This window comes from Leifsonia sp. KNZ12-8B (genome assembly GCF_056755495.1).
In genome coordinates this window covers 1-10,538 of the sequence record NZ_JBPGXM010000127.1, presented here as the reverse complement: position 1 = coordinate 10,538, position 10,538 = coordinate 1, and the positions used below count along the sequence as shown (strand labels likewise).

13 protein-coding genes are annotated in these 10,538 nt (G+C 72.3%); 5 read left to right on the top strand and 8 right to left on the bottom strand.

The window, feature by feature from the left end; translation table 11 throughout:
* The coding region (locus ACR9ZG_RS15530) for a globin domain-containing protein (RefSeq protein WP_481285752.1) at positions 1–239 on the top strand (239 nt) is incomplete at its 5' end.
* Positions 240–288: 49 nt separating this feature from the next.
* Positions 289–1,983 carry an FAD-binding dehydrogenase gene (locus ACR9ZG_RS15525; RefSeq protein ID WP_481285751.1) on the top strand — a complete coding sequence of 565 codons (1,695 nt, stop codon included), beginning with the start codon at positions 289–291 and terminating at the stop codon, positions 1,981–1,983.
* On the opposite strand, the gene ACR9ZG_RS15520 is transcribed toward ACR9ZG_RS15525, so the two are convergent.
* On the bottom strand, positions 1,949–2,644 hold the full coding sequence (locus tag ACR9ZG_RS15520) for a DUF8185 domain-containing protein (RefSeq protein WP_481285750.1): 696 nt from the start codon (positions 2,642–2,644) through the stop codon (positions 1,949–1,951). The two genes, ACR9ZG_RS15525 and ACR9ZG_RS15520, sit on opposite strands and share 35 nt — an antisense overlap.
* A 60-nt stretch (positions 2,645–2,704) precedes the next feature.
* On the opposite strand from ACR9ZG_RS15520, the gene ACR9ZG_RS15515 reads away from it, so the two are divergent.
* A complete protein-coding gene (locus tag ACR9ZG_RS15515; protein WP_481285749.1) occupies positions 2,705–3,571 on the top strand; it encodes an acyl-CoA thioesterase in 867 nt (288 codons plus the stop codon).
* A gap of 43 nt (positions 3,572–3,614) precedes the next feature.
* Here the strand turns inward: ACR9ZG_RS15515 and ACR9ZG_RS15510 are convergent, their stop codons facing one another.
* The gene (locus ACR9ZG_RS15510) at positions 3,615–4,337 is read right to left on the bottom strand and encodes an anti-sigma factor family protein (protein ID WP_481285748.1); all 723 of its coding nucleotides are present in this window, start codon (positions 4,335–4,337) and stop codon (positions 3,615–3,617) included.
* Positions 4,334–4,846, bottom strand: coding sequence for a sigma-70 family RNA polymerase sigma factor (locus ACR9ZG_RS15505; protein WP_481285753.1), 513 nt, complete (start codon positions 4,844–4,846; stop codon positions 4,334–4,336). Before ACR9ZG_RS15505 ends, ACR9ZG_RS15510 begins: the two co-directional genes overlap by 4 nt.
* A gap of 118 nt (positions 4,847–4,964) precedes the next feature.
* Here ACR9ZG_RS15505 and ACR9ZG_RS15500 point away from each other — a divergent pair, with 118 nt between their 5' ends.
* A complete protein-coding gene (locus tag ACR9ZG_RS15500) occupies positions 4,965–5,396 on the top strand; it encodes a QcrA and Rieske domain-containing protein (protein WP_481285747.1) in 432 nt (143 codons plus the stop codon).
* Positions 5,397–5,403: 7 nt separating this feature from the next.
* Here ACR9ZG_RS15500 and ACR9ZG_RS15495 read toward each other — a convergent pair whose 3' ends face one another.
* From ACR9ZG_RS15495 to msrA, 5 genes are all read right to left on the bottom strand, one after another.
* Complete coding sequence (locus ACR9ZG_RS15495) at positions 5,404–5,910, bottom strand: acyl-CoA thioesterase (protein WP_481285746.1); 507 nt, start codon at positions 5,908–5,910, stop codon at positions 5,404–5,406.
* Positions 5,911–5,916: 6 nt separating this feature from the next.
* On the bottom strand, positions 5,917–7,599 hold the full coding sequence (ettA, locus tag ACR9ZG_RS15490) for an energy-dependent translational throttle protein EttA (protein ID WP_481285745.1): 1,683 nt from the start codon (positions 7,597–7,599) through the stop codon (positions 5,917–5,919).
* A gap of 209 nt (positions 7,600–7,808) precedes the next feature.
* Positions 7,809–8,405, bottom strand: coding sequence for a DUF6993 domain-containing protein (locus tag ACR9ZG_RS15485; RefSeq protein ID WP_481285744.1), 597 nt, complete (start codon positions 8,403–8,405; stop codon positions 7,809–7,811).
* A gap of 10 nt (positions 8,406–8,415) precedes the next feature.
* Entirely contained in the window at positions 8,416–8,778 is a 363-nt protein-coding gene (locus ACR9ZG_RS15480; RefSeq protein WP_481285743.1) for a single-stranded DNA-binding protein, read from the bottom strand.
* Positions 8,779–8,981: 203 nt separating this feature from the next.
* The gene (gene msrA, locus ACR9ZG_RS15475) at positions 8,982–9,509 is read right to left on the bottom strand and encodes a peptide-methionine (S)-S-oxide reductase MsrA (RefSeq protein WP_481285742.1); all 528 of its coding nucleotides are present in this window, start codon (positions 9,507–9,509) and stop codon (positions 8,982–8,984) included.
* Between the two features lie 106 nt (positions 9,510–9,615).
* Between msrA and ACR9ZG_RS15470 the strand changes: the two genes are divergently transcribed.
* Entirely contained in the window at positions 9,616–10,377 is a 762-nt protein-coding gene (locus tag ACR9ZG_RS15470) for a hypothetical protein (protein ID WP_481285741.1), read from the top strand.
* Positions 10,378–10,538 lie beyond the last annotated feature (161 nt).

Sequence of the window (10,538 nt, the reverse complement as noted above, 5' to 3'; positions counted from 1 at the left end):
AGATGTGTATAAGAGACAGGTACTGGGGCGGCCCGTCCACGTACAGCGAGGAGCGCGGCCACCCGCGGCTGCGCATGCGCCACAACCCCTTCAGGGTGAACCCAGACGCGCGCGACCGCTGGCTGGCCCACATGCGCGCCGCCGTCGACGAGCTGGGGCTCCCTCCGCTGCAGGAGGAGACGCTCTGGAGCTACCTGGAGCGCGCCGCGTTCGCTATGGTCAACACATTCGAGGAGTGATCCTCCGCCGCGTCCCGCGCGGCGTCCGACGTGCCGAAGGAGACACGCCATGACCACCGAACCGGATGCCATCGTCGTGGGAGCGGGCCTCGCCGGCCTCGTCGCCGCCAGCGAGCTGCTCGACGCCGGGCGCACCGTGACGATCGTCGAGCAGGAGCCGGCGGCCTCCCTCGGCGGACAGGCGTGGTGGTCGTTCGGCGGCCTGTTCCTGGTCGACTCGCCCGAGCAGCGGCGGATGGGCGTGCACGACTCGCTCGCGCTGGCGCGGCAGGACTGGTTCGGCTCGGCCGGGTTCGACCGCGACGAGGACCACTGGCCGCGGCGCTGGGCGGAGGCGTACCTCCAGTTCGCCGCCGGTGAGAAGCGGGCCTGGCTGCACGAGAAGGGCGTCCGCTTCTTCCCCGTCGTCGGCTGGGCCGAGCGCGGCGCGGGCGCCGCGAGCGGGCACGGCAACTCGGTGCCGCGGTTCCACATCGTCTGGGGCACCGGTCCGGGCGTGCTGCAGCCGTTCATCCACCGCGTGCAGGCGGCCGCCGCCTCCGGCCGCGCACGGCTGCTGCACCGGCACCGCGTCGACGAGCTGATCGTCGAGGATGGCCGGGTGACCGGCGTGCGCGGCGCCGTGCTGGCCGCGGACACCGCGCGGCGCGGAGCCCCCAGCAACCGGGAGGTCGTGCGCGACTTCGAGCTGCGCGCCCCGGCGGTCATCGTGGCGAGCGGCGGCATCGGCGGCAACCATGACCTCGTCCGCGCCGCCTGGCCGGAGCGGCTCGGGACGCCTCCGGCCGAGATGCTCTCCGGCGTTCCCGCGCACGTCGACGGCCGCATGCTCGGCATCGCGGCGGACGCGGGCGCCCGGCTCATCAACGGCGACCGGATGTGGCACTACACCGAGGGCATCGAGAACTACGATCCGGTGTGGGCGCAGCACGGCATCCGCATCCTCCCCGGCCCGTCGTCGCTCTGGCTCGACGCCCACGGCAACCGGCTTCCGGCGCCCCTCTACCCCGGGTTCGACACGCTCGGCACGCTCGAGCACCTGCGGTGCACCGGCTCGGACTACAGCTGGTTCGTGCTCACGCAGAAGATCATCGAGAAGGAGTTCGCCCTCTCCGGCAGCGAGCAGAACCCGGACCTCACCGGGAAGGACGTCCGGATGCTCGCCCAGCGGCTCTCGCCCGGCGCACCCGCCCCGGTCGAGGCGTTCAAGCAGCAGGGCGCGGACTTCGTCGTCGCCGACACCCTCGACGAACTGCTCGCCGGGATGCAGGCGCTGAGCGACGTGCCGCTCGACACGGTGCTGGTCGCCCGGCACGTCCACGAGCGCGACCGGCAGCTCGACAACGACTTCGGCAAGGATCTGCAGCTCGCCGCCATCCGCGCCGCGCGCGCCTACCGCGGCGACAAGCTCATCCGCGTGGCGAGCCCGCACAAGCTGACCGACCCGAAGGCGGGTCCGCTGATCGCCGTCAAGCTGCACATCCTCACGCGCAAGAGCCTCGGCGGCATCGAGACCGACCTCGACGCGCGGGCGCTCGGCGCCGACGGCCGCCCGATCCCAGGCCTCTACGCGGCCGGCGAGGCCAGCGGGTTCGGCGGGGGCGGTGTGCACGGCTACCGCTCGCTGGAGGGCACGTTCCTCGGCGGCTGCCTGTTCTCCGGCCGCCAGGCCGGCCGGGCGGCCGCGCGCGAAACCTCGGCGACCGGAGTCAGCGGCGCAGCGTCCAGGCCTGACGCCGGATGAGCGTGTGGCCGCGGCGCGTCGTCATGCGCGTCCACGGCCCGGTCTCGTGCAGCGTGACGGGCTCCGTCGGGTCGAGGAAGCCGAGGCTCTCCGCGGCGAACGCCGCCCCGGCCGGGACCCACTCCAGGCCCTCGATCGGCCGGCCCCAGACCTCCGCGCGCACCCGCTGGACCAGCTGCTCCCCGAGGCCGTCCGGCACCGCCTCGGCGACCTCCGCGATCCCGGCCTTCGCGGTGGCGGCGAGGAGGTCGTAGCCGGCCTCCCCGACCTTGCGCCAGCCTCCGCGCGGCGGCGAGATCCCGGCCCAGGTCACGGTCGACACCTCGAGCGGGAGGCGGACCTCCACCGGGCCGGCGGCGGCCGTCTCGGACGTCTCCGTGCCTGCGCCCTCGGCCCCGGCCTCCGCCTGCTCGCGCACGCGGGCCAGGCGGTCGAGCAGGGAGCGGATCGGCACCACGGCGTCGAACGTCACGTCGGCGCCGGTGGCGAAGGTGCGCAGCCCCAGCACGGTCGGCGTCTGGTCGAGCAGACCGCGCGGATAGAGGATCGCCGTGTACACGGCGAGGACGCCCGATCCGGCGATCAGGCGCACCGAACCCTCCTCGACACGGGCCGCCCTCGACAGATAGGTCTGCAGATCGGCGACGGCGAGGGGGTCCACGAGAGAAAACGACTGGCTCATCTGCTCTCTAAACTACTAGAGACGACGGACGGAGACACTGTGACCGAGCCCCTGGCTTCCCTTCTCACCGCGCTCGATCTCACGGACACCGGCGCCCGCACCAGCGAGGACATCTTCACCGGGCCCTCCCAGTGGATGCCGCTGGGCCGCGTGTTCGGCGGCCAGGTGCTCGCGCAGTCGATCGTCGCGGCGACCAGGACGGTGGCGGAGGACCGCAGCATCCACTCTATGCACGGCTACTTCCTGAGGCCGGGCGACGTGAACCTGCCGATCACGTTCTCGGTCGACCGCATCCACGACGGCCGCTCGTTCTCGACCAGGCGCACGCAGGCGTACCAGAACGGCCTCCCCATCCTGTCGATGATCGCGTCGTACCAGACCGAGGACGAGGGCGTGGAGCACCAGGTGCCGATGCCGGAGGGGCTGCCCGACCCGGAGACGCTGCCGAACACGGCGGCCGTGCTGGCGGACGTCGCCCACCCGGTCGCGCAGTACTGGGCCGGCGAGCGGCCGTTCGACATCCGGCACGTCACCTCGCCGGTGTACGTCTCGGTCGAGGGCGAGCAGGTCGCTCACCAGGCCGTGTGGTTCCGGACGCTCGGCGAGCTGCCGGACGACCCCGGCCTCCATCGCGCCGCTCTCGCCTACGCCAGCGACTACACGATCATGGAGTCGATCATGCGCCGGCACGGCGTCGCCTGGGCGACCCCCGGGCTGCGCGCGGCGAGCCTCGACCACGCGATGTGGTGGCACCGACAGGCCCGCGCGGACGAGTGGCTGCTCTACGTGCAGGAGTCCCCCACCGCGCAGGGCGGCCGCGGCCTGGCCCTGGGCCGGATCTACAGCCGCGACGGCCGCCTGGTGGCGAGCGTCGCGCAGGAGGCGATGATCCGCGTCCCGACCTGAGCGCGCTGATCGCGGAGCGCGCGCCGGTCGCCGAGAGCGCTGGTCAGTCGAAGGTCGTGCGCAGCAGGACGGTGCCGTCGCCCGCGGTGCGGATGTCGACCGCGGCGATGTCGGCGATCGGGACGCTCGTCGTCGCGGTGGGCCACGCGGTGGTTCCCTCTGCGGCGGTCCACGTCGAGATCTCCGTCTGGCGACCTTCGCGGTCGGTGACCACCATCGCGTAGGTCCACGCGGCGTGATAGCCCTCGTCGTCGCCGACGTGCGCATACCGGCAGCGCGACTCGATGCGCGTGCCCCAGGGCTCGGCGGTGAGCCGCAGGTCGGCGCTGACCGCGCTCGGCTCCACCTGCTGCATCGTCACCCGGCCGGCCTCGTCCTGCGGCTGCGGGAGGACCGCCGGCAGGACGAACGCGAGCACTCCGACCAGCACCGCGGCCGCGGCGGCGGAGAGCCCGGCGACGAGCCAGCGCGTACGCGAGCGGCGACGGCGCGCACGGTGCAGCAGCGACGGGAGGACGGTGTCGGACGGTCCCTCTGGAGCAGGCGCGGCGCCCGGGAGCGCACCGCCGGCATCCCCGAGCAGCGCCATCGCCTGGTCACGCGGCACGCGGCTGAGGAGCCCCGGCATCCCGGCGAGCTCCCCGACGGCGGTGGAGCAGCGGTCGCAGGCGCGCAGGTGCTCTTCGTACTCCCGCCGCTCGGCCGGCGCGAGGGCGCCGAGGACGTAGGCGGCGTCCCAGGTCGCGTACTCGTCGTGCGTGGTCATCGCTCGGTCACTCCTCTCTCCTGCAGGGCGAGCCGCAGGGCCCGCAGACCGTAGTGGAGGCGCGACTTCACCGTGCCCTCCGGGATCTGCAGCTCCCGGGCGATCTCGCCGACGGACCGGCCGCCGTAGTAGGCGTGGACGATCACGGCCCGGTGTTCGACGGACAGCTCGGAGAGCGCGTCGCTCACCAGCCACGCGTCGAGGACGGCGTCGGTCTCGCTGTCGGCGGCGGCGCGCTCCGGGAGCGTGTCCGTGCCGAACTCGTGGAGGTTGCGGGCGCTGCGCTTGTCGTCGATGACGAGGTTGCGTGCCACCGTGTACAGCCACGCCCGCGCCGACTGCTGGGACTGGTCGAGGACGGCCGGCTTGCGCCAGGCGCGCAGCAGCGTCTCCTGCACGATGTCGTCGGCCATCGCCCGGTCGCCGGTGAGGTGCACGACGTAGCGCCACAGGGCCGGCGCGTGCTGATCGTGCAGCTCGCGCAGCAGGCGCGCGTCCTCATCCGGCATGGTCACCTCCATCGTTGACACGAGACGGCGGCCGGAGAAGTTCACCGGAGATGAACCGCTCGCGCCCGGACGCCGTGTTTAGGTAGGAGAACGCTACGCCGACCGGGAGGATCCCAGCATGTCCGACGCAACGCCCCTGACCCGCCGCACCCTCGTCCAGCTCGGCGGTGCCGCCGCCGCCGGCACCGGCGCCCTGCTGCTCGCCGCCTGCACATCCGGCGGCGCGAGCGGCGCCGACGCGCAGCCGAGCGCCGGAGAGTCGACCACCGTCTCGCTCGCGTCGATCCCCGTCGGGGGCGCGGTGTCCGCCTCGATCGGGTCGGCTCCCGTGGTCGTGGCGCAGCCGACCGCGGGGAAGGTGGTCGCCTTCAGCGCGGTGTGCACGCACGCGGGCTGCACGGTCGCCCCGAAGGACAAGGAGTTCGACTGCCCGTGCCACGGCTCGAAGTTCGACGCCGCCACCGGCGACGTGATCAACGGCCCGGCGCGCGACCCGCTGCCGCAGCTGAAGACCGCCGTCGACGGCGACACCGTCACGATCAGCGCCTAGGCGGAGCTCAGCCCCGTTTCGTGAACTGGACGGGCTCGTCCAGGTACGGGGTCCATGCCTCGCGCTCGCGGTCGTTGATGCGTCGCGGACGCTCGCTGGCCGCGTCCACGAGCACGATGGTCGTCGCCGCCCGCGAGTACAGCGTGCGCGGCTCTGCGCCCTCGGGCGACCAGACTTCGTAGCAGACCTCGAGGCTGGCGCCGCCGAGCCTCCCGAGCCACAGCTGCACGTCGAGCGGCTGCCGCAGGTACGGGATGGGCGCCAGATACTCGATCTCCTGCCGCGCGATCAGCGTCAGCGTGTCGGCGCCCGGCCGGCCGTCGAGGACGGCGGTCGAGCCGCCGACGGCCTGGCCGCTGCCCTGGTCCGTGGCGCTGCCCTGGTCCGTGGCGTCGGTCACCCAGAACGCCTCGATGCGCGCCTCCTCGAGGAGGCGCAGCATCTCGGCGTTGTTGACGTGACCGTACGCGTCGAGGTCGCTCCAGCGGAGCTTGATCGGCACGTGGAGTCGCATGACGGCCTAGTCGCGGGTGAGCTTGCGGTACGTGGACCGGCTCGGCTTGGCGGCCTCGGGTCCGAGGCGCTGGATCTTGTTCTCCTCGTACGCCTCGAAGTTGCCCTCGAACCAGTACCAGTTCGCCGGGTCCTCGTCGGTGCCCTCGTACGCGAGGATGTGCGTCGCGATCCGGTCGAGGAACCACCGGTCGTGGGTGATCACGACGGCGCAGCCCGGGAACTCCAGCAGGGCGTTCTCGAGGCTGGACAGGGTCTCGACGTCGAGGTCGTTGGTCGGCTCGTCGAGCAGCAGGAGGTTGCCGCCCTGCTTGAGCGTCAGCGCCAGGTTGAGGCGGTTGCGCTCACCACCGGAGAGCACGCCGGCCTTCTTCTGCTGGTCGGGACCCTTGAAGCCGAAGGTCGACACGTAGGCGCGCGACGGCACCTCGGTCTTGCCGACCTGGATGTAGTCGAGCCCGTCGGACACGACCTCCCACACGTTCTTGTTCGGGTCGATGCCGCCGCGGGTCTGGTCGACGTACGAGATCTGCACGGTCTCGCCGACCTTCAGGTCGCCGCCGTCCAGCGGCTCCAGACCGACGATCGTCTTGAACAGGGTCGTCTTGCCGACGCCGTTCGGCCCGATCACGCCGACGATGCCGTTGCGCGGGAGGGTGAACGTCAGCCCGTCGATGAGCTTGCGGTCGCCGAAGCCCTTCTCGAGGTTCTTCGCGTCGATCACGACCTGGCCGAGGCGCGGCCCCGGCGGGATCTGGATCTCCTCGAAGTCGAGCTTCCTGGTGCGCTCGGCCTCGGCCGCCATCTCCTCGTAGCGGGCCAGACGCGCCTTGGACTTGGCCTGGCGCCCCTTGGCGTTGCTGCGGACCCAGTCGAGCTCCTCGGAGAGGCGCTTGGCGAGCTTCGCGTCCTTCTTGCCCTGGACCTCGAGGCGCTCACGCTTCTTCTCGAGGTAGGTCGAGTAGTTGCCCTCGTACGGGTAGAGGTGACCGCGGTCGACCTCGGCGATCCACTCGGCCACGTGGTCGAGGAAGTACCGGTCGTGGGTGACGGCGAGCACGGCGCCGTGGTACTTGGCGAGGTGCTGCTCCAGCCACTGCACGCTCTCGGCGTCGAGGTGGTTGGTGGGCTCGTCGAGGAGCAGGAGGTCGGGCTTCTGCAGCAGCAGGCGGCACAGCGCGACGCGGCGCTTCTCACCGCCGGAGAGCGTGTTGACCGGCCAGTCCCCCGGCGGGCAGCGCAGCGCGTCCATCGCCTGCTCCAGCTGGGAGTCGAGGTCCCACGCGTCGGCGGCGTCGATCTGCTCCTGCAGCGTCCCCATCTCCGCGAGCAGCGTGTCGAAGTCGGCGTCCGGGTCGGCGAGGAGGCCGGAGATCTCGTTGAAGCGGTCGACCTTCTGCTTGATGTCGCCGACGCCCTCCTGAACGTTCTCGAGCACGGTCTTGTTCTCGTCGAGCTGCGGCTCCTGCATGAGGATGCCGACGGAGTACCCCGGCGTGAGCTTCGCCTCGCCGTTGGAGGGCTGGTCGAGCCCGGCCATGATCTTCAGGATGGTGGACTTACCGGCGCCGTTGGGCCCCACGACGCCGATCTTGGCGCCCGGAAGGAACGCCATCGTCACGTCGTCGAGGATCACCTTGTCGCCGACCGCCTTGCGGGCGCGCACCATCGAGTAAATGTATTCGGCCACTCTTCTCCCTGGAGTCTGTGTTGCGGGGCCGGCCACGGGTCGCGGAAGGCGCGCCCGGCCGCGTGAGGCCCCGTACGAGGATACCGGCTGCGCCTGCGGGCCGGGTCGGTGAGCGCCCAGACCGGTTGCGCCGTCGGCGAAGCGGCGCGGTCGCCGGGAGGACGGGGCCGGATCGGACCGGCCTGATCGGACCGGACCGGACCGGACCGCTACCAGTCGATCGCGCGCGTCTGCCCGATCAGGCAGCCGCCGGTCGCCAGCACCGGCGTCACCATGCTGCTGTACCCGCCGGCGTCGGCGCCGTTCTGCCCGATGAGGCAGCCGTCGCCCAGCTTGACCGAGAACTGGATGCTGTTCGCCTTCAGCCCGATCGTGGTCGTGTCGACCGTCACCTGCATGTCGGCTTTGGCGAACCCGGCGGCGACGAGCGCGTCGATGAAGTCGCGCCCCTTCGCGTCGGGGTTCGCCGCGAGCGTCGCCCGGTTGACCTGGTCGAAGTAGGCGAGGTTCTGCTGCGCCGTCCCGCCCGGCACGAGCTCGGCGGTCGTTGGCGCCGGCGTCGCCCCGTTGGTTGCGGTCGCGGACGCGGTGGAACCGGAGCTCGCGGGCGCCGGCTTCGCACCGCCGACGCACCCGGTCAGCGCCAGGACCGCGGCGATCCCCACGGCGCCGACGACGACGGCACCCGCAGCCCGGCGACCTCCGCGCGGCACGGACGTGCGGGTGAGGTCGGGAGACGAGGCGGGAGACGAGTCGGGAGACGAGACGGGAGACGAGTCGGGGCGTCGGGCGGGGCGGCGGCTCATATCTCGCATTCTAGGGGCCGCGGCTGACCGTCCGCCGACCGCGATCGGCCGAGGAGAGGTCGCGCCCGATCCCCTCCGCCTCGATCTCCGCGGTGACCCCGCGCTGCTCGCCCTCCCACTCGCGGATGCACAGCCTCCCGGCCACCAGCACGCGGTCCCCCTTCTCGAGACCGTTCGCGGCATGCACGGCGAGCCCGCGGAACGCGCTCACGGTGTACCAGTTGCCGTCGACCTCCTCCCAGGCCCGTTTCTCACGGTCGTAGCGGCGGCGGCGCGTGACCAGCCGGAAGCTGGTGATCGGCAGCCCGCCCTCGGTCACGACGTGCCGGGGCGCGGTCGCGATAGTGCCGCGCACGGCGACGGTGTCGGTCATGGTGTCCCCCTCTCGGCGCCCGCGGGACGGGGCGTTCCTCCAGCCTCGCGGCCGGAGCGCGGCCGCGGGCGCGGCGACCACGAATCTGTGGAGAGGTCGCCCGCTATGCCCTGTTGTGGAGGGATCCGCGCCTTGCCGTGTCACCCGGCTCGCACAATCGCATCGCCTGCGAGGACCTTCCCTGACCATCGCAGAGCGACGCGCTACGCCGCGATCACATACTCCGCGTACGACGCCCGGATCTTGTTCACCTTCGGCACCGCCACCGCCATGCAGTAGCCCTGGCCGGGGTTCTTCGCGAAGAAGTCCTGGTGATACTCCTCGGCGCGGTAGAAGGGGCCGAGCGGTTCGAGGGTCGTGACGATGCCGCCGTCCCAGTACTCGGACGCGCGGTCGCGGGCCGCCTCGAACAGCTCGCGCTGCTCCTCGCCGTCGTAGAACATCGCCGACCGGTACTGGGTGCCGACGTCGGCGCCCTGCCGGTTGAGCTGCCGCGGGTCGTGGAGGGTGAAGAACACGTCGAGGATCACGCTCGGCGGGATGACCTCCGGGTCGAAGGTGACGGCGACGGCCTCCGCGTGACCGGTGCGGCCGGTGCACACCTCCTCGTAAGACGGGTCGACCGCGGTGCCCCCGGTGTAGCCGGACACCACGTCCTGCACCCCGCGGAGCACCCGGTACACCGCATCCAGGCACCAGAAGCACCCGCCGGCCAGCACGAAAGTCTGCATGGGAACGTCCTCCATCCGCTCGTCCTCCCATTCTGCTACGGCGATTCGGACGACACAGCGCGGAGGCTCCGGGGAGGGTGCCCGGCCCGCCGCTACCATCGGCGGCATGCAGTGGTGGAATGACTTCGTCGATTGGCTCACGTCGCCGGCCGCACAGCCGGCGCTCTTCAACGCGGCGGTCCTCGCGGTCGCCGTCATCGTCTCCGGGCTGCTCGCAGCGTGGATCGCCCGCGGCGCCCTCCGCGGCCTGCTCAAGCGGACCGACCGGCAGCAGAAGGCGTCGGCGATCGCCGCCCTCGTCGATGCCGCCACCGAGGCCTCGGTGTGGAACTCGCTCACCCCGGCCGAACAGGTGCTCTCGGACCGCGCGGTCGGCCAGGCCGACATCCTGGTCCGGCTGCTCCCGATCAAGGGTGCCGGAATCGCCGCGAACTGGGCCGGCCACCAGCTGGCCGAGATGAAGCGCGCGTCGGCGACCTTCGGCTACCAGCTCGACCCGGCGATCTCGGAGTTCCGCGACCGGCTCATCGAGTGGCAGAACAACCCCCGCCGCGCCCGCAAGATCTTCCAGAACGACCTCGAGCGCTGGCGGTTCGAGAACACGGACGGCGAACGCGCCCTGATCGCCCAGCAGGACGCCTGGGTCGCGCAGCAGCACCACGACCAGTTCGCGCAGAGCGGCCCGTCCGCAGCGGCGCAGTCGGCGGCCGCCCAGAATGCCGCGACTCAGACCGCGGCTGCGGCCCCGGCCCCGCAGGCCGCCGCTCCCGGTCAGGACCTCCCGACCGCCGCCTTCACGGCCGCGCCCGCCGGTGAGGGCGACGGCTCCGACACCGCGCCGACCACCCGCCTCGGCCAGCCCGCCTGAGGCCGACCAACACCAACCACCGAGACACTCCACCCGAACACGCGGAAGGGGGGGGCGGCGCCCCCCCCCCCCCCCCCGGGGGGGGGGGGGGGGGGGGGGGGGGGGGGGGTGGGTATTTAGCCCCCCCCGGGGCCCCCCCCGGGGAGAAAAGACCCGGGGCC

Excerpts from the sequence above, each read along its gene's own strand:
- ACR9ZG_RS15525 (WP_481285751.1), top strand. The coding sequence starts at position 289 with ATGACCACCGAACCGGATGCCATCGTCGTGGGAGCGGGCCTCGCCGGC.
- ACR9ZG_RS15510 (WP_481285748.1), bottom strand. The coding sequence starts at position 4,337 with ATGACCACGCACGACGAGTACGCGACCTGGGACGCCGCCTACGTCCTC.
- ACR9ZG_RS15505 (WP_481285753.1), bottom strand. The coding sequence starts at position 4,846 with ATGCCGGATGAGGACGCGCGCCTGCTGCGCGAGCTGCACGATCAGCAC.
- ACR9ZG_RS15500 (WP_481285747.1), top strand. The coding sequence starts at position 4,965 with ATGTCCGACGCAACGCCCCTGACCCGCCGCACCCTCGTCCAGCTCGGC.
- ACR9ZG_RS15495 (WP_481285746.1), bottom strand. The coding sequence starts at position 5,910 with ATGCGACTCCACGTGCCGATCAAGCTCCGCTGGAGCGACCTCGACGCG.
- ACR9ZG_RS15485 (WP_481285744.1), bottom strand. The coding sequence starts at position 8,405 with ATGAGCCGCCGCCCCGCCCGACGCCCCGACTCGTCTCCCGTCTCGTCT.
- ACR9ZG_RS15480 (WP_481285743.1), bottom strand. The coding sequence starts at position 8,778 with ATGACCGACACCGTCGCCGTGCGCGGCACTATCGCGACCGCGCCCCGG.
- msrA (WP_481285742.1), bottom strand. The coding sequence starts at position 9,509 with ATGCAGACTTTCGTGCTGGCCGGCGGGTGCTTCTGGTGCCTGGATGCG.
- ACR9ZG_RS15470 (WP_481285741.1), top strand. The coding sequence starts at position 9,616 with ATGCAGTGGTGGAATGACTTCGTCGATTGGCTCACGTCGCCGGCCGCA.